16 protein-coding genes are annotated in these 16,723 nt (G+C 60.3%); 10 read left to right on the top strand and 6 right to left on the bottom strand.

The genetic code is table 11. From position 1 onward, the window contains the following. Positions 1-451: 451 nt before the first annotated feature. Entirely contained in the window at positions 452-592 is a 141-nt protein-coding gene (locus tag LZ586_RS10340) for a hypothetical protein (protein WP_235076218.1), read from the top strand. An 83-nt stretch (positions 593-675) separates the two neighbouring features. Here LZ586_RS10340 and LZ586_RS10335 read toward each other — a convergent pair whose 3' ends face one another. After that, positions 676-951, bottom strand: coding sequence for a hypothetical protein (locus LZ586_RS10335; protein ID WP_235076217.1), 276 nt, complete (start codon positions 949-951; stop codon positions 676-678). 229 nt (positions 952-1,180) lie between these two features. On the opposite strand from LZ586_RS10335, the gene LZ586_RS10330 reads away from it, so the two are divergent. Further along, complete coding sequence (locus tag LZ586_RS10330) at positions 1,181-1,549, top strand: cupin domain-containing protein (protein ID WP_235076216.1); 369 nt, start codon at positions 1,181-1,183, stop codon at positions 1,547-1,549. Positions 1,550-1,801: 252 nt separating this feature from the next. On the opposite strand, the gene LZ586_RS10325 is transcribed toward LZ586_RS10330, so the two are convergent. Both LZ586_RS10325 and LZ586_RS18295 read right to left on the bottom strand, forming a co-directional pair. After that, complete coding sequence (locus tag LZ586_RS10325) at positions 1,802-1,945, bottom strand: hypothetical protein (protein ID WP_235076215.1); 144 nt, start codon at positions 1,943-1,945, stop codon at positions 1,802-1,804. Between the two features lie 104 nt (positions 1,946-2,049). Next, positions 2,050-2,436, bottom strand: a complete 387-nt coding sequence (locus LZ586_RS18295) for a Crp/Fnr family transcriptional regulator (RefSeq protein ID WP_413777338.1) — start codon at positions 2,434-2,436, stop codon at positions 2,050-2,052. Between the two features lie 572 nt (positions 2,437-3,008). Between LZ586_RS18295 and LZ586_RS10320 the strand changes: the two genes are divergently transcribed. The 5 genes from LZ586_RS10320 to LZ586_RS10300 all read left to right on the top strand — a co-directional run bounded on the left by LZ586_RS10320 (position 3,009) and on the right by LZ586_RS10300 (position 10,011). Continuing rightward, on the top strand, positions 3,009-3,272 hold the full coding sequence (locus tag LZ586_RS10320) for a response regulator transcription factor (protein ID WP_235076214.1): 264 nt from the start codon (positions 3,009-3,011) through the stop codon (positions 3,270-3,272). 217 nt (positions 3,273-3,489) lie between these two features. Then, positions 3,490-4,050: a hypothetical protein gene (locus LZ586_RS10315; RefSeq protein WP_235076213.1), complete on the top strand. Its 561-nt coding sequence runs from the start codon at positions 3,490-3,492 to the stop codon at positions 4,048-4,050. A gap of 76 nt (positions 4,051-4,126) precedes the next feature. Beyond that, positions 4,127-4,876 carry a fimbria/pilus periplasmic chaperone gene (locus LZ586_RS10310; protein ID WP_235076212.1) on the top strand — a complete coding sequence of 250 codons (750 nt, stop codon included), beginning with the start codon at positions 4,127-4,129 and terminating at the stop codon, positions 4,874-4,876. Between the two features lie 8 nt (positions 4,877-4,884). Further along, a complete protein-coding gene (locus tag LZ586_RS10305) occupies positions 4,885-7,509 on the top strand; it encodes a hypothetical protein (protein WP_235076211.1) in 2,625 nt (874 codons plus the stop codon). Positions 7,510-8,706: 1,197 nt separating this feature from the next. Continuing rightward, positions 8,707-10,011: a M12 family metallopeptidase gene (locus tag LZ586_RS10300; RefSeq protein WP_235076210.1), complete on the top strand. Its 1,305-nt coding sequence runs from the start codon at positions 8,707-8,709 to the stop codon at positions 10,009-10,011. 341 nt (positions 10,012-10,352) lie between these two features. Here LZ586_RS10300 and LZ586_RS10295 read toward each other — a convergent pair whose 3' ends face one another. Beyond that, complete coding sequence (locus tag LZ586_RS10295) at positions 10,353-11,249, bottom strand: AraC family transcriptional regulator (RefSeq protein ID WP_235076209.1); 897 nt, start codon at positions 11,247-11,249, stop codon at positions 10,353-10,355. A 149-nt stretch (positions 11,250-11,398) separates the two neighbouring features. Here LZ586_RS10295 and LZ586_RS10290 point away from each other — a divergent pair, with 149 nt between their 5' ends. After that, the gene (locus LZ586_RS10290) at positions 11,399-12,124 is read left to right on the top strand and encodes an SDR family oxidoreductase (protein ID WP_235076208.1); all 726 of its coding nucleotides are present in this window, start codon (positions 11,399-11,401) and stop codon (positions 12,122-12,124) included. Positions 12,125-12,280: 156 nt separating this feature from the next. On the opposite strand, the gene rpsU is transcribed toward LZ586_RS10290, so the two are convergent. After that, positions 12,281-12,481, bottom strand: a complete 201-nt coding sequence (rpsU, locus tag LZ586_RS10285; protein WP_235076207.1) for a 30S ribosomal protein S21 — start codon at positions 12,479-12,481, stop codon at positions 12,281-12,283. A gap of 289 nt (positions 12,482-12,770) precedes the next feature. Further along, positions 12,771-13,685, bottom strand: a complete 915-nt coding sequence (locus LZ586_RS10280) for an HNH endonuclease (RefSeq protein WP_235076206.1) — start codon at positions 13,683-13,685, stop codon at positions 12,771-12,773. Between the two features lie 643 nt (positions 13,686-14,328). Here LZ586_RS10280 and LZ586_RS10275 point away from each other — a divergent pair. Next, positions 14,329-15,234, top strand: a complete 906-nt coding sequence (locus LZ586_RS10275) for a VOC family protein (RefSeq protein WP_235076205.1) — start codon at positions 14,329-14,331, stop codon at positions 15,232-15,234. After that, positions 15,195-16,661: a Gfo/Idh/MocA family protein gene (locus tag LZ586_RS10270; protein ID WP_235076204.1), complete on the top strand. Its 1,467-nt coding sequence runs from the start codon at positions 15,195-15,197 to the stop codon at positions 16,659-16,661. The genes LZ586_RS10275 and LZ586_RS10270 overlap by 40 nt, the downstream gene beginning before the upstream one ends. Positions 16,662-16,723 lie beyond the last annotated feature (62 nt).

Genomic DNA, 16,723 nt, shown 5'->3' with positions numbered 1-16,723 from the left:
AGTCGCATCATGCCGCCGAAGGTGACTCGGGCAGTCTTGCGCGTGCTGCTCTCGACCATCCCGGTCATGCCGGCGCAACGCTCGCATAAGCCATGGGTGCCGTCCATGCGGCGCTTACGATCTCTTAGTTCCGCTCTGCCTCTTCGTCGCTCAGTTACGCGCACCTCTGATCGTGGAGCGTGAAAGGCACGCCTTGGAACCGATCCGGCCTGACCGCGGTTAACCTATAGCTTGAAGCGTCCTCCCCTTCGGGGGGAAGGGTCGGAGAGCTCGCGACGCCCTATCGATTTCTGAATCGGTAGGGCGTCATACGATTGCGGAACTCGCCCGTGTCAGGCTAGTTCTTCTGCTGGCGAGCGCATGTTTGCCCCCCGGTAATGCGCTGGCTTAGCGAGAACGCCTCGCCACCCCCTCCGGCGAGGCGTTTTCGCAATGGGCTCGGAGCCTTGAAATGGCAGTCGCGATTGCGGTGACGATAGTGCTGCCAGCTGCGCTCGCGATGATCGTCGCAGGGAAGCTGACGAAGGCAATCAGCCGGCGCTTCAAGGATAAGCTGCGCAGGCGCAAGCTACTCAATTACTATCGGAACTAGCTGCTCGTTTTCAGGTAGCCTTCGGACTTCGCCCGGAGCGTATGCTCCTGCGTTGGTGGCGAGGCGGCTTTGCGCCAGTCCCATCAACTCGCCGAAGCCGCTTCATGCAGGCCGTGATGAATGAACGTCTGATGTCGGGGAGCGGGAAGGGCGGGCTGAGTGACCGCTTCTGGGTCCTTGTGGCCGCTAAGCTGCAGGTCGGCCTCCGCCCAATAGCGGAAGATCGCGATGATTCTGGCCATGCCTGTAGCGGACGCTAATCGCACGCTGATGAGAGTGAGAAAGAAGGCACTCTTCTGCGGATTAATCCCGGTCAGCGTGCTGCGCTTGGCAGCATGTTGGATCGCGGGCTCCATCATGACAGCGGGCAACGGATCTAAGGTGATAGCGGCGAAGCCACGACTACCTGCGTGCGAGCTGACGCGCCGTTTGACCTAACGCCTGTCAAACTGGGCATCAGGTGGAAATCGGACGGCTAACAATGATGCGGCCGGGACCCTTCCCTTGGGGCTTACGTTGATCCGACCGGCGCCGGGCACCTCCCCGCGCGCGACACAGCGTCCGAGCTGCTTACTCAAGGAGATCCCCATGGCGGTGTTCAACAAGGACATCATCGAGCTCGCGCTCAAGAACAAGAACTTCCAAAAGGAAGTTTATTACGATGACAACTGCCAGATCGTAATGATGAGCATCGAGCCTGGCGACGATATCGGCGAAGAAACTCACGACGCGGATCAGACCACATTCTTCGTCTCGGGCGAAGGTCAGGCGGTGGTCGACGGCAGCCGCACGAAGGTGATCGAGAACCGGCTGATCGTCATCCCGAAGGGCGCCAAGCACAACATCATCAACAAGGGAGAGGAGCCGCTGAAGCTCTTTACCATCTACTCACCTCCGGCAGAAGAACAGGGTATTAGCCACAAGACCAAGGCCGAAGCCGAGGCCGCAGAGGAATAGGCTGGGCATGGCTGGGCGGCGCGCATCTACGATGCGATCGGCCGGTCAGCCGCTGCTCAGGCAGGGTGGTGCGCGATCGACTGCCCACAGCTCGTCCCAGGCAGCAGTTTCCAAGTCGATCTCTGTGCTGGATCGAAGGCGCCCATCGCCGGTGCTCGCTTTGGACGCCGCTCAGCTCTTCTGTGCCGAGCCGCTGCCGCCGCGCGAGATCGTGCCTGTCGCCGTGGCGCTGATCGAGGCGACTGGCGCCGGCTAGCCATCGCCGTGCCTGAGGTCGAGCGGCTTCTTGCCAGCTCGCTTGATCTGCTCAATCGCCTTTAGCGCACGTTGCTGATCCGAGATTGCCCAACAATCCAGGCTTAAAAGGCGCGCAGCACCTCTGGCAGCGGCGATCATTGTGCAGCTCCCAAATTAGCCGACCTGAATTAGCCATGACATCCGCTGCCAGTTCTACGTCGGTATCTGGCACGCGATAGGCCAGGACCTTCTCCCTGATCGGATCAGAGGCGCCGCAGGCCGCGACCATTCCGCAGACGATCAGGAGAATTCAGATCACCAGCCTGCGAGAGCAGAAGCTGATCGCGAATACGAATGGACCCGCGAGTAGCCCTAATCGCTCCGATACCCTCCAAATGGTGGAGCGCCTCCGTCACACCGGGCCTACCCGTGCAGAGTAGTCTGGCAATGTCGTAATGCGTGATGTCAATTGTGTCCCCGTCGGTGCGCTGATGCAGCATTCGAATAAGACGTGCTAATCGCGTTGGAAGGTCGAAAGCCGCCCTGGCGGCCGATATACCTGCAGCCTGCACAAACAGCTTGCTCAGATAATCGAGTATCACCTTCCTGAAAGTTAGGTTTCGCTCGAATAATATCGTCGCCGACCGCATGTCTAAACCTCTAGCTACTAGAGGTCCGATCAATACAAGTGAGACACTCCAACGAGGACCATCGCTGAGGAGCTCGTCTATGCCACAGCAGCCCTCCCTTCCAACCAGTCCTATCGTGGCGTTTGGCTGGTCGGGTGAGGAAAACTCGAGAGACGTAATGCCATCATCAGGAAATATCAGATAACGACGTCCCCCGGAATCTCTTGTGTGCTCGCCCTTGTTGAAGTGCAGCACGAGTAGCTCCTCGGATGCGAACGTGCCGGGAGGTAATGCACGAAGCAGGATATTTCCGACTGCCGAGTATCCTCCTTCAAGATTGCTGCGGTTAAAGGACCTACCGGACGCCTCCATATGGAACCTCCCATCCCGTCCTCGTACGGGACGAGTTTCTGATCCAATTTGGAGCATGTTTTTCATTGGGCTGGCAAGTGCTCTGACCGGTTTGGTCCGATTCCGGACCAACGCTGTTAATAGATTGTTCAAGAGAGGAAGGTCCGGTCGATCAAACGAGTCGTAGAGTCGTCGATCATAGAAAAGCGCGAAACGACGACCGGTTTCTGAAAGGGCTCTTTATGCTGGTAGAAGCACGGGTCTGCTTCACCGTTCGTGAGCAGGAAATACTTGTGCGCCTAGCGCAAGGCCTCTCCTCCAAGGAGATCGCGAGAGACCTGAGCCTAAAACCTCGAACCGTCGAATGTCATATCGAACGCCTGCGCATCAAGACGGGGGTACGCAACCGCTTGCAACTCATGGTCGCGGCGATCCGCGCGGGTGTCGTTGATGCTGTTCCCACCCGGGAAGCTCACGACGTCCGCACTCCGATGCTCGGGCGGTGACGCTGTTGTTTCTACTTAGGTATGGTTGACGATGACCGACTCGCCAAAGTGAAATAGAACGATGTTGAGCGGAAAAGAGGAGAAGGTTGAACCCGACTTCAAGAGACCTGCGCTCTAAAAGGTCGTTGTTTAGCTTTCTTATTCGCTCATCCAGAACATCTTGTTTTGGATATCGCTGCAACCTGCCACTTTTCGGCACCTTCATTGGAGTGATGACATGATCAAAAGTTTACTAGCAGTTTCAACTGCCGTCGCGGCGCTGTCTTTCTCCGCTCCCGCGTTCGCGCAGGCAAGCGCACTGACGGTCAGCGGGACGGTCGCTGGATATTGCGACGTGCGCCTGGCGAACGTTTCAAGCGGGACCGCGACGATCGCGTTCACCAGCGACCAGAAGATTGCGAACCTCCAACTCGCGTGCAATCAGCCGGGCGGCACCCGCTTGGTGGTGAACCCGGCGAACGGGGATCTGACGAACTCGACCGGCCGCATCAACTATGCAATGCGCCTGGTCTCGCCGCAGGACTCCGCTTTCACGATCAACACCACCGACACCTCGCCGGGTGATGGTGAGGGGACTGGCCTCTTCACTCGCAGCCGGGCCGGCTATTCGCAGCCGATCGCGAACGGGGTTCCGCTCGAGCTCTGGCTCAACGTGAACGTACAGAACGAGAACGGCCCGGACGGCCCGGACTTCAATGGTCTGCCGCTATATCCCGCCAACGCTGCGCCAGCAGGCACCTACGCGGAAACCTTCAACTTCACCGTCACCGCCTTTTGATTGGCCGCTCCCTTCATAGGGAGCGGCAGGGCCGTCCAAGCGGGCGGCCCCTTTTTCGTTCGCAGGGAGACGAGAGATGCCGTTCCGGACGATAATGATGGGCGCGATCGTAGCGGTGACGAGTTTCTTGGGCGGACTGCAACCCTGCGCCGCTCAAGGCTACCAAGTGCAACCGATGATCGCGACGATGACGCCGTCTGGCTCAGGAGCTGCAACGCGCATATCGGTACGCAACACAGGATCTGTTCCGGTAACCCTCGAATTTGAGCCGTTTCGAGTTTCGGTCGACTTACAAGGCACTCCAACGCGTTCGGCTGAAGAAAACGACCTCCTGGTATTCCCGCCGCAAACAGTGGTGCAACCCGGCGCTGAGCAAGCCGTGCAGGTCCGCTATGTCGGGGACGCCTCCTTGACCGAGGCCCGGATGTACGGCGTACGCATCAGCCAAGTCCCGATTAACTTCGGGGGTGGGGTATCGAACAGCGGCGCAAGCGCTGACGTTCGCATGAGCTTCAACTTCCTGACGCATCTCATCATCTCGCCCGAAAGTGCGAAATCCGCCGTAGAGGTGGCAGAAGTGGGTCGCTCCAACACCGGAGAAGTCACGCTCACGCTCCTAAACAGCGGGAATGGCGTTGCCGTCCTCAACAACGTCAAATGGCGTATCACTGACGCAGCTGGCCAGGCTGTCGAACTCGCAACTGAGAAAGTGGATGTTGGCAACTTCTCCGCCCTGATGCCGAAGCAGCAACGGCGCGTCCGCATTCCCCCGTCGGAAACCGCCCAGCTCGCCGGACCTGTGCAAGTTGCGCTGGTGGCCCCCTGAGGCGGCCAATGGGATGGATCCTTGAGAAAGGCGTCGGGACCACGCTTGTCAGCAATTTGGTGCTGATCGCAGCGGCGCCTCCGAGCACGACGCACGATGTGATCGGACTGGCACTTCAGCACCGCACCGTTCACTATGGCTCCTGGTCATCAACGCCTCACACATCGCAAGACAGTGCCGCACTTGCCGGGCGGAACCCTGCTCCGAATCCGCCGCGCCAAAGTGGACCCGAGACCCCGCCATCGAAGACTGCCGAAAGCGTGAGCCAAAGAGAGGAGGCTGCGGTGGCCGCGGCGCGAGCACCTGTCCGCACGCCGTTGGAGGTGCCACTTGAGCTCAACGGCAGGTTTGTCGGGACGATCTCCGTGGAAGTCGATCTTCAGGGAAGTGGCCTCGTAGACGCTCTGCGGCTGATCAACATCTTGCGCCCGGCACTTGATCGCGCAATCGTCAGCGCGATCGAAGATCGAGTGGCTGGCCGCCAGAAGGTTGAAATAGCCGATCTCTCCTTCGATGGGTTCTCGCTGGCGTTCGACTCAGGCGCGCTTACGCTCCGAGCGCAGGTGTCGGTGTCCAATGTTGCGCAATCGCGCATTTCGATTGCCGAACCTGAGCCTGCGCCAGATCCAGCCGCATTTTCCCCGCAGGAGGATTTCGCTGCGGGTCTCAACCTGACTGCGGGTCAGCGGTACGCACATAACGATGATGGCGGTTTCGATCCTGTACGAGCCGCCCTCAACGGTTTCGTGAGTATCGGCGGCTTTGGTGGCGTGACGCTAACGGGAGGCATCGATTACGACTCGAGTGCGGGAGGCACCAGATGGCAGCGCCGCGAGGTCAGACTGATCAAAGATTTTTATAGCTCCGCGGTCCGTGCAACGGCCGGCGAATTCACGCCGCTCTCCTTTGGCTTTCAAGGGTCCGGCCGCATGCTTGGCCTCAGCCTAGAGCGTGCATACTCGACTATCAGACCGTTCCAGAACGTACGTCCGATCGGCCGTCAGACCTTCACCCTCGACCGGGAGGCTACCGTAGATGTCTTCATAAACACCATCCGGTCGCGCACCTTGTTGTTGCAGCCTGGCCGCTACGATGTGTCTGATTTCCCGTTCGCATCAGGAACCAACAGCGTGCGGCTCGAGATTGAGGATATTAGCGGTCGCCGGGAAATAGCCGCATTCGACATCTTCAGCGATACTGCCCTGCTGAGCACAGGTGTGACCGAGTTCGGGTTTGCTGCAGGCTTGCGAGAAGCGGGTAGCCAACTGACCTACGGGGGCGGGCCCGTGATCACAGGCTTCCTGTTAAATGGCGCGGCGGACAATCTAACCCTCGGCGCTCACGCGCAGGTCACCGAGTTCGCTGGTCAAGCCGGAGGCGTTTTGGTCTGGGGAACAATGATAGGCTTGTTCCAGATCGAGAACGCCGTGAGCCAAAGCCTTAACAAGGGAAAGTCGGGCTTGGCGCTCTCAATGGATTACCGCGGCGAGTTTTCGATACTAGAACGTAACGACCTGCGGGTGGTCCTGACAGGTGTGTATCGGACGCGATACTTTCAGGATTCCTTCCTGCAAGAACCTCGTAATCCCCAGATCTGGCAAATTGCCACTCAGGCCAACTGGCGTGCCCCTATCGGCTTGAGCTTAGGTGTGGGCTACGCCTATTCGCGAGGGCGCTCTCCATTTGGCGATGTCGAGCGGATCGATCTTTCACTGGGTCGAAGCTTCGGCCCCATTGGGCTGACGCTCGGAGTGTCGAGGATCGAGGACGAGCGAGGACGCAACTGGCGGATAGGTGGGGGGGCTTCCGTTCGTTTCGGGTCGCGCTTCTATGGCAACGCGCGATACGACAGTCAGCGCGAGATGAAGGAACTCGAGATCTCCCGAGCCCCGAACGGGGAGCTGGACGATGTCAACGGCTCGCTTCGGCTCGGCGACGATCAAGACGCGCGCGGATTATCTGGGCGGCTGAACTACGTGCATAATCGCTTCGACGCCATCGTGCGACACGATCGATCCATTGCACGCAGTGTCAGAGGTTCAAGCTTTGCGCAGTCCAGTTGGGCGATCAACACTTTCATTGGCTATGCGGGCGAGCAAATCGCAATCGGCAGACCTGCACCAGAGGGTTTCATCATCGCCTCACGCCATCCAACCCTCAGCGAGTCCAGGCTCGATGTCTCTGCGGGTGAGCGCGTAATCGCCCGCAGCGGCTTCTTTGGTCCAGCACTGGTCCCGATCAATCGCGCTTATGGAGTCCAGCGCTTCGAAGCCAAAGTAGAGCCTCTACCCATCGGGTACGACATCGGCGCTGGCGCCTTCAGCGTGTTCCCGAGCTTGGGCGCAGGATACCATTTCCAAATCGGAAGTGATGCTTCCCGAATGGCCGTCGGCACCCTCGTCTCGTCAAAGGGGCCCATTGAGCTAGCCGGCGGCACTGTCGAAAGGATCAGTGCCGGCAAGGCGATTTCAAGGCCCTTCTTTACCAACAAGATCGGACGCTTTGTCGCCGATGGACTTTCTCCCGGGCGGTATCGAATCGTCATCGGCGGACGTCCTGTAGGAGAGTTCGAGCTGCGTGAGGATCAAGAAGGGATGATCAATGTCGGAAAGATCGAGGCTCGTCTGGATTGAGGCGGCCGCGGCGTTGGCTGCCTTGTGCTGGATCAATGCCGCTGACGCGTGTCAGTCGCGCATAATAGCGCCTCCAGCGGAGGCGCTGATACCGTACGACCCCCTGGTCCTAGTGAAGGCGCCCGTCGACATAAGCTTTACTCTGTCTAATCCGGGAGACGAACGATGCAGCGTCGAAGTGGCAGTCGTAGATCAAGATCGACATGCGCTTGCCACGTTGGATTTCGCGGATAACGCTCTGACAATCGAAATTAGGCCTGGTCATGGCGGCAGGTTGGCGCCTACTGCCGCACCGGGAATCTGGGTTGTGAGTCTTTCAGCCCGTGAGGATCTGCAGCTTCAACTCGACGCGTTTGTTGTTAAAGACGGAGTTCCTTTGGCAGGGCGCCATGAGCGCCGCCTTCAGCTAGAGCTCCGTGAGCCAGGTGCGGCCGTGCCACTCGGCCCTGCCGTGCCAGTGGTGCTTGTACTCGATACACCCGCACGCTCACAGATGAACATCGCTGGAGCTGCGGGCGCGTTCGGGGAGGGCGCTACGGTCACATCTGTTGACCTGGGCGTCTTGACCAAAGATCTCGTCCATCGAGTATTCCTGCAAGTTCGATCAAACGTGCAGTTCTCCAGGCTGACAGTTAAGTCCGAGCACAGCGGCTTCCTCATGCCGGTCGTGCAGGAACCTACCCCCCAGGCGTCGGGCTTGGCATATGCGCTCGCCATTTCCAATCAGCCGGTTGATCTAAGTGTGCCGTATGAAAGGCAGATCGAGGCTCCCCGGTCTATCGTAGGCATGTCGCTGCCGTTGGACATAATCGTAGGCGACGTCGCTGGCCACATGGGGGGAAAATATCGGGATGTACTTACATTTCAGTTGAGCCCACTTTGACGATCGACACAATTGTCTGGTCGATCCACGTTCGGAGGCACGCAAGCCCCGCCTGGAAGCTGGAGATCGACTTGGGGCCAGAGCCGGTAAGGGATCGGTCTCGGGCGCAGGGCGCTTGGTCGGGCGGTAGATGTCGTGCGGCCGCCGGATGGAGCCGTTCGTGTCGGACGTGCCGATAGCACACAAGTTGCTCGCTGCGGGATAAGCCGCTCGACATTACGATCCCGCCTCGACTTTCCCCATAATTGGTTATTATGGTGTAGAAGGCAAATATGGGCGAGTCGAAGGTGTTGAGGGGGTGTACCATGAGCAGAATGTCGAACATTATCTGCATTTTACTTAGTGCTGTGTTGTCGCCATTAGCATATGCCCAGAACAGAGAAGCGTTGGCAGTACCAGTCGAGGTGCTCCCCGACTACATCACCCGCCGAGTCATTTCCGATGCTCCGGAGCAAACACTTAGCGAACTTGCTCGAACAGGTAGCGTCGAGCGTGGCATTATCGTCGGTGCCAAGCGGTGGGACGTCGGAGTTCCCATAAGCGTATGCTTTTTTGGCGGAAGTCGCGAACTTCGTCGGCATATTGTGGAAGTTGCTAGCATTTGGGAGCGGCAAGGCGCTCTTGTCAGCTTCGATTTCGGCGATCGAATTGATCCGAACCTCTGCCGCTCCAATCGGGTGTATGACATTCGGATCGGGTACACGCAGCCAGGCTACTGGTCGATGATCGGACAAGATAGCTTGGTGCATGTCGGCCAGCTGGAGGAGAGCATGAACTTCCAGCGCTTTGACATCTCGCCACCTACAGAGACCGAGTTCCAGCGTGTCGTTCTTCACGAGTTTGGGCACGCGCTAGGCTTCTATCATGAGCATCAGCAGCAGGACGAAGGTTGCGAGGGCGAGCTCAACTGGCCTGCGGTATACCAGTATCTGGGTGGGCCACCGAACAACTGGTCACAGGAGACGATCGACTTCAACCTGCGCAGCAGCCGCTATATGACGGGCGATATTAAGACGGATTTCAACGTCAAATCGATAATGCTCTACACCTTTCCGATCGACTTTTACCGTGATGGTGCGCGAAACCGGTGTTACTCGCCCGGCAACACTGCTCTCTCGCCAGGAGATACGCAGCTGTTGCGAATGGCCTACGGTAATGAAGCGATCACGCGTGCCTCGAGCACGGCTGCGATCACTGCCGCGGTCGCATCCTTCTCAGCGCCAGAGCGAGCAGCGCTGCGCACCCGGTTGAACCTTTTCAAGGCGGATCAAGCAACCAAGAACCAAATCCTTCGAGTTGGAAACGCGCAGTTCACCGACGTTGATATCAAAGCTTGCTCTACCGCGCCGGCCACGCTTGCGTCGGTCGAGACAGTGACGCAGTTCCTCAACGCCGAACCTAAAGTCGGCATGCTTCGATACCGTGGGACCGTCGCCCCAGCGGGCAATGAGCCGGGCATCATGGTCCTTGCCGATGCCGATCATCCCGAGATCACCGATGCGAGGCGCATTGTCGCGAGCCTCAGCTCGCGGTATGGCAAGCAGGTAAGTCTCGCTGAGAACCCCGGTCGCGATCGTTGGCTGCTGACTATCGTCGTTTGCGGCGGCTTGCGCCCCTGACAAACAGACGAACTGAACCGGCTGAAGCGGACTCGCCATCGGACGGCTCCGGTAGCGACGCTTGAGCGCACCTGGAGCGACATGGCTGCACGTATTTCGACATCATCGATGGCAAGCCCCGGGGCGTCGGCGCTGAAACACCATATGTGCGTTTGAAGCGATGCTCGCCTCCAGAACTGGCGGCTGGCGCTATGGTAGGTAGGCGATTCTGATGCCCGTTTTTTCGCTTCAGGCGAAGCGATTGCGCGAACCTCAGCTCGCGCCGGCAAGAATGCCGTTGACCATCCGTGGGCAATGGCGGCTAAGTTGTGACCGCTTCTGGGTCTCACTGGACCGAGGCGCTACACTGGCGTGAGCAGATTGCCGCTAAGCTGCAGCTGTTCGATATTGCGGCGAGGAGGAGCACCGAACAGGCGCGCATACTCTCGGTTGAATTGCGATGGGCTTTCATAGCCGACGGCAAAGCCTGCGTTGCTCGCGGTCGTGCCTGCTGACAGCATCAGGCGCCGCGCCTCCTGTAGGCGCAACTGCTTTTGATACTCCAGGGGCGTCATTCTCGTCACTGCCTTGAAATGTTGGTGAAGCGACGATGGGCTCATACCCGCCGCATTGGCGACTTGCTCGATCCGCAGCGGCCGGTTGAAGCCCGTTCGGATCGTTGCGATCGCGCGGCTGACCTGATTGAGGCGGCTGTCGGCGACTGCCATGTAGCGAAGCGCGGGACCGTGCGGGCCCATGAGCAGGCGGTACAGAATCTCCCGCTCGATGAGTGGCGCCAGCGCGGGGATGCTGGCGGGCTGGTCCAGCAAGCGCATCAGCCGGCATGCCGCGTCGATCAGATCGTCGTCGCTGCGATATATCGCCAGCGCCGGGAAATCGGCCTTGGGGGCCCGACCGCCCTCCGCCACGATGAGATCTGTCAATGCCGCTTGATCAATATCGATCTTGCAGCAGAGGTACGGTGCCTCGCGATCTGCCTGGATAACGTGCCCGAGGAGAGGCAGGTCGACCGAGACCAGCAGATAATGCGCCGCATCGTAGACCAGGCTTTGCTCGCCAAGCGAAACGCGCTTTGTGCCTTGCGCGATCAGGCAAAGCGAAGCTTCGTAAACAGCGGGTAAGGGCACGGTCGGCTCGTCGGCTCGAAACAACGACAACCGATTTATCGAGGTGCTCAACATACCCGTGCTGGGCACATGGCGGGCAACAAGAGCGGCTAGGTTTGCGATCGACTGCATGGCGAAACTCTGTTCGCTGCCACCGCTCCTCGCAAGCATGGCGACATCATTTCGGAGGATCGTGCAATGATTTCGGGGGATCGCTCTTACGGTTACGGCTCGTACCGTTCCATCTGTGCTCTGCCTCAGGGCGATGGAAAGGAAGCAACATGAACGACGTCATCGACAAGACTGTGCTGATCAGCGGCGCCTCCAGCGGCATCGGCGAGGCCACTGCGCGCGAGCTCGCGAGTAAGGGGGCTCGCGTCTTCATCGGCGCGCGTCGGACCGATCGCCTACGGACGCTTGCCGCAGAGCTCGGCGCCAATGTGGCGTGGCACACGCTGGATGTAACCGACGGGGCGAGCTTTGCCGCCTTTGCCGACGCGGCGGAAACGCGGTTCGGCCGCGTGGACGTGCTAATCAACAATGCGGGCGTGATGCCGCTGTCGCCGCTCGCCGCGCTGAAGCAGGACGAGTGGACGCGCATGATCGACGTCAACATCCACGGTGTGCTGAACGGGATCGCTGCCGTGCTGCCGCGTTTCATTGGACAAGGGTCGGGCCATGTAGTGAACGTTGCATCGATCGCCGCGCACTTCGTGATGCCGAGCGCCGCCGTTTACTGCGCGACGAAATATGCGGTTTGGGCGATCACGGAAGGGCTGCGACAGGAGCATGATGACATCCGCACCACGCTTATCTCGCCGGGCGTCGTGGCGACCGAATTGGGCAACGACATCACCGACCAGACTATCGCCTCCGCACTGACGCAATGGCGCAAGAAGTCGCTGACGCCTGATGCTATTGCGCGGGCGATCCGGTACGCACTGGAGCAGCCCGAGGGCGTCGACATCAACGAAGTCATCGTCCGCCCAACCGCAGCTGGGATGTAGCCGGGTGGGGAACACCGTCCGGGCGAACTGGTCGTCTGCCCGGATGGTCGCCCTGTTTCAGTCGTCGCGTGAGACACCGGATGAACCGTCGTCGGCTATTGCAGCATGCAACCGAAGCCGTGAATGTCTGCAATCGGAGTCTGAAAGCCGTAGCGTTTAGCGATCGCGCTCAGCTCGCTTGCGTTCTGCCTTCCGGGCTCGACTCACAGCGGCCGCATGCTCTCGCGCACGCTTCTCGGAGGGTTTCTCATAGTGCCGACGAAGCTTCATTTCGCGATAAACGCCCTCCCGTTGAAGCTTCTTCTTCAACGCTCGGAGCGCTTGGTCGACGTTGTTGTCGCGCACGATGATCTGCATATCTTCTCACTTCTGCCTGCGTGGAGGCGGTTACAGGGCGTCGCGTTCTAGGTTGCCGGCAGAAGCTGCACGAGCCGAAAAGTTGCCGATGACCAAACGTCGAGATTTGGCTGGAGGACGAGCTTCGCAGAATGGCGGATTGTGGTCTGCTCGGAAGCTCTGGTCGAGGTCGCCCGAATCAGGGCGTCGGCTCCTTCCGCGAACAGCCGCTGAGATGATACTGCCTCATACCGCTTGGCCGGCATGTCGGCCTGCCCGTCATAGGTGACAACGACGTCCAGGCAGCCGTTCAAGCGTTCAGGCCTGCGAAGCGGGCACGATGCCAGGCAACATAGTCGTGGCGCGGGTAAAGCCGAGGATCGGCAGGCAGGTGGATCCGCTCCCCTGGTTGCGGGAAGAGCCGGATGAGCTCAGACGGCACCTTGTCGTGCGACACCAGTAGCCGGCATTCGTCGTCGAGGCTGATAAAATGGCGGTCGAACAACCAGTGCGCGGTCGTGGACAGCGCGATGCCGTTCTGCACGACGTCCGGCCCGCCATCAGCGACGCTCCAGATGTGCGCGGCCTGGGCTTCGGCCTTGCCGCCACCATCGACCATACGCAGCCCCGTCGCGGCGCAACGATTATCATAGGCGTCGAGTACGTGGCCGCAGAAGGCAGCGCGGCGCACCTTGCGGTTGACCAGTAGCTGCGCGACGCGCCTCTCGTCAGGCGGTGAGGCCAGCAATGCGGCGGTGGGAGCATCAATATGCCGTGGATCCAGCTCAAGCCGGATCGCTTGTTCGGGTGATAGCGTGTCGACCAAGCCGACGTTCACGATGGCGGCAAAGTCGGCATCAGCGATGGCGCGTACCGATCGGCCGCGCAGCGCCCAACCCGCGGTGGCCGGGTCGTCCACTTCGCGCAGCATACGCTCCCGAAATCGGCCGTCCGGATCGCGGTACGGCACAGGGCGGTCGAATTCGATGAAGTCGCTGATACGGGCAGAGAAGAGCGTGCAGTCGGCGGGATCGGGATCGATGCTGTGCACCAGACCGGCCGCCACATAGGCCTTGCGGCCGCCCGCGGAGCCGGTTTCTCGATAGACGACCCAATCGCCCACGCACGCCTCGGCGGCGCGCAGGTAGATGCCCGGGAAGTGGTAGCGCGCAGCAATGAGGTCATCGTAGCGCCACGCACCGCTGATGTCGAAAACGCCCTTCATGTCGGGATCGTGACGCCATTCTCATGCTGGGGCAATATCGAGGCTGGTCATGAACAGGCGGACGGACGGCAGCTTACCGCGTGTTCTCCGACATCGGTCGCTCGACCGACGGTAGTCAGGGGAAGAGGTACGAGCTGTACTCCGCATCCTGCTCGATCTTGAGCATGTAGCGTGGCGCTCGCGTGCCGGTTTGCGAACTGCACCCATACCGACGAGCCGGGATGCGCGATCCGGGCCGCAATGGGGAAGGAGATCTTGATCCCGCTCGTGTCGACCGGTGGCGTAAGCTTGCCCAGAAGGGTGCGGCGAACAGCGGCGCGGCGGCGGTTCGCCGCTCACGCGCACGAAGCGCCGGGAACTGGAATGACATGGGCCAAAGCTGAGGGAGTGGCCTGACTAGCATTGCTTGTTGGGTGGTGTCGCGGTGAAATCGAGGGCTTTGTACGCTGCCCGACTGACGAATTTACGGACGTGGCTTGCATGCTAAAGAACTCGACCCTGCATCCGCTCATCGGACGCAGGCGATGAAGACCGTTCCTGCGGCGATGACACTCCGATGCTGGCCGCCTTGTGGGCCTCGCTGCCGCATGTCAGGTAACGCCTGAGAATAAAAGGAGAGGGGCCGATGATCCGACGAGCGATAATGCTGGCAGCTATCCTGACCGCAGGTCCAGGCATGGCACCGGTAAAGCCGCCGGTTGATCGACCCGCGATCACCGGCGTGTCGCATCTGGCGATTTACGCCACCAATCTCGCCGCTGCCGACGACTTTTACGGTCGCGTACTCGGGGCCGAAAAGGTGGCCGATCCCGAAAGTCCGAAAGGCGCCCGGTATCTGTTCAGCGAGACGCAGTTCGTCGAGGTCCTGCCGCTGCCTGCAGGCCATGGAATAAGCCGGCTGGCACACGTCGCCTACTCCACGACTGATGCGGAAGCGCTTCGCCTTTATTTGACAGGTCGCGGCGCGAACGGCGTTACGGCGCTGTCCACCAGCAGGACGGGCGAGCGTTGGTTCGGCATGCGCGACCCGGAAGGCAACGAAGTGCACTTCGTTCAACCGCCGAGAACGGCTAGCACCACATCGGTCGCTGTCAGCGGACGTATCATACATGTAGGCCAGGTTGTGCGAGATCGCGCCGCCCAGGATAGCTTTTACCGCACGCTGCTCGGGTTCCGCCCTTATTGGTTCGGCGCGATGAAGGAAGGGGCGACCGACTGGATCTCGCAGATGGTCCCCAACGGAACTGATTGGCTCGAGTATATGATGGTCGGGACAGGTTCGACTGTGGACGCCAAGCACATCGACGGGCGCCTTCTGGGTGTGTTCAACCACTTGTCACTCGGCGTGTCCGACATGAAGGCAACGGTTGCTCGTCTCACCGCGGAAGGCCGGCTGAGCCCCCGCCATGACGGCCCGCAAATGGGGCGCGACGGCAAGTGGCAGGCGAACCTCTATGATCCCGATGGGACGCGTGTCGAACTGATGGAGTTCCAGCCGGTCGCCGAACCTTGCTGCTCGCCGTTCACTGCGGACAGCCCCACTACGTAAAAGGGTACCGCATGAAAGAACAACGAGCGAGTCTCGCCCGGCGCGATTGGCTGACAGGCGCTGCAGCCAGTGCAGGAATGCTGACCCTTCCCAGCGCCGCCTTCGCGCGAAAGATCGCGTCGAGCGACCGGGTCAATGTCGCGGTGATCGGCGCTGGCGGCATGGGCGCGCAGAACATGGCGAAGCTTACTGGCCAGAACATCGTCGCGCTAGCTGATGTCGATCTTGCCCACGTCGCTGCGGCATTCGTGGATGACAAGGGCGCCACGCGCACCAACCTTCTGCCGCTCAAGGCAGCCTATGATCGGGCCGTGAAGTTCGCCGACTATCGACGGATGTTCGACGCCCGAAGGGACATCGACGCAGTAGTGATTGCCACGCCAGACCATCATCACGCGGTGGCGGCCAAGATGGCCATGGAACGCGGCATCCACGTCTATGTGCAGAAGCCGCTAACATATACGGTTCGCGAAGGGCGCGTGCTGCTCGATCTTGCGGCGCGAAATCCAAAGCTGGTCACCCAGATGGGCAATCAGGGGCATTCGGGGGATGACGGCCGGCGCGTGGTGGAACTGATCCGCGGAGATGCGATCGGCCGCGTGCGCGAGGTTCATGCTTGGACGAACCGGCCGCTCTGGCCCCAGGGAGAAAAGCGGCCGGCTGCCGTACCAAAGCCGGCCAGCCTGGACTGGGACGTTTGGCTTGGTCCAGCGACGGTCGATTGGGGCTATCATCCCGATTATGGGCATTTCAACTGGCGCGGCTGGGTTCCGTTCGGGATCGGCTCCCTGGGCGACATGGGCGCCCACCTGGTCGACTTCCCCCTCTGGGCACTAGAGCCAGGCCTGCCGACGCGGATCGAGACGCGACACAGCCGCTGGGGTGGCGACGACAACATCTGGGATGGTAAGCCCCCGGCGGACCTAGGCAGCTATCCGCTGGCCAACATCACGACCTACCAGTTCGGCCATGCCAGGCACGGTCCGCTGACGATGACGTGGTATGATGGTGGGTTCATGCCGCCAACGCCTGCGGGCATGCCGGAGACTGCACGGATGAACCCTGATGGCGGTGTGCTCTATGTCGGGGATCGGGGCATGCTGATGCACGACACTTATGGGCAGAAGCCGGTGCTGATCGGCGAAGGCGTCGAAGCACGGGCCGCCTCCGTTCCATTGTCGCTGCCGCGGATCCAAGGCGGCCGCGATGGTCATGAGATGAACTGGATCCGTGCGATCCGAGGAGAGGAGGCGATTTCGTCGCCCTTCTCCGTTGCGGTGCCCCTGAATGAGACCATGCTGCTCGGCATGGTTGCCACGCGCGCAGACCAGCCGATTGAATATGATGGTGTCACCGGACGGATCACCAACCTATCCGAAGCCAACCAGTTTCTAGACCGAAACTATCGTCGAGGATGGGAACTATGAACGCCAACGCTACCGCCATTCTGTAGCTTCGGATTCGACGCCGCTGCAGTGCCAACGCGGAC

The sequence above is a fragment of the Sphingomonas sp. S2-65 genome (assembly GCF_021513175.1).
Taxonomy (GTDB): Bacteria; Pseudomonadota; Alphaproteobacteria; order Sphingomonadales; family Sphingomonadaceae; genus Sphingomonas.
This window is presented reverse-complemented; position numbering and strand designations above follow the sequence as displayed.

What these genes read in the sequence shown, in the direction of transcription:
- LZ586_RS10340 (WP_235076218.1), top strand. Translation starts at nt 452, where the DNA reads ATGGCAGTCGCGATTGCGGTGACGATAGTGCTGCCAGCTGCGCTCGCG.
- LZ586_RS10335 (WP_235076217.1), bottom strand. Translation starts at nt 951, where the DNA reads ATGATGGAGCCCGCGATCCAACATGCTGCCAAGCGCAGCACGCTGACC.
- LZ586_RS10330 (WP_235076216.1), top strand. Translation starts at nt 1,181, where the DNA reads ATGGCGGTGTTCAACAAGGACATCATCGAGCTCGCGCTCAAGAACAAG.
- LZ586_RS10325 (WP_235076215.1), bottom strand. Translation starts at nt 1,945, where the DNA reads ATGATCGCCGCTGCCAGAGGTGCTGCGCGCCTTTTAAGCCTGGATTGT.
- LZ586_RS18295 (WP_413777338.1), bottom strand. Translation starts at nt 2,436, where the DNA reads ATGCGGTCGGCGACGATATTATTCGAGCGAAACCTAACTTTCAGGAAG.
- LZ586_RS10320 (WP_235076214.1), top strand. Translation starts at nt 3,009, where the DNA reads ATGCTGGTAGAAGCACGGGTCTGCTTCACCGTTCGTGAGCAGGAAATA.
- LZ586_RS10315 (WP_235076213.1), top strand. Translation starts at nt 3,490, where the DNA reads ATGATCAAAAGTTTACTAGCAGTTTCAACTGCCGTCGCGGCGCTGTCT.
- LZ586_RS10310 (WP_235076212.1), top strand. Translation starts at nt 4,127, where the DNA reads ATGCCGTTCCGGACGATAATGATGGGCGCGATCGTAGCGGTGACGAGT.
- LZ586_RS10305 (WP_235076211.1), top strand. Translation starts at nt 4,885, where the DNA reads ATGGGATGGATCCTTGAGAAAGGCGTCGGGACCACGCTTGTCAGCAAT.
- LZ586_RS10300 (WP_235076210.1), top strand. Translation starts at nt 8,707, where the DNA reads ATGTCGAACATTATCTGCATTTTACTTAGTGCTGTGTTGTCGCCATTA.
- LZ586_RS10295 (WP_235076209.1), bottom strand. Translation starts at nt 11,249, where the DNA reads ATGCAGTCGATCGCAAACCTAGCCGCTCTTGTTGCCCGCCATGTGCCC.
- LZ586_RS10290 (WP_235076208.1), top strand. Translation starts at nt 11,399, where the DNA reads ATGAACGACGTCATCGACAAGACTGTGCTGATCAGCGGCGCCTCCAGC.
- rpsU (WP_235076207.1), bottom strand. Translation starts at nt 12,481, where the DNA reads ATGCAGATCATCGTGCGCGACAACAACGTCGACCAAGCGCTCCGAGCG.
- LZ586_RS10280 (WP_235076206.1), bottom strand. Translation starts at nt 13,685, where the DNA reads ATGAAGGGCGTTTTCGACATCAGCGGTGCGTGGCGCTACGATGACCTC.
- LZ586_RS10275 (WP_235076205.1), top strand. Translation starts at nt 14,329, where the DNA reads ATGCTGGCAGCTATCCTGACCGCAGGTCCAGGCATGGCACCGGTAAAG.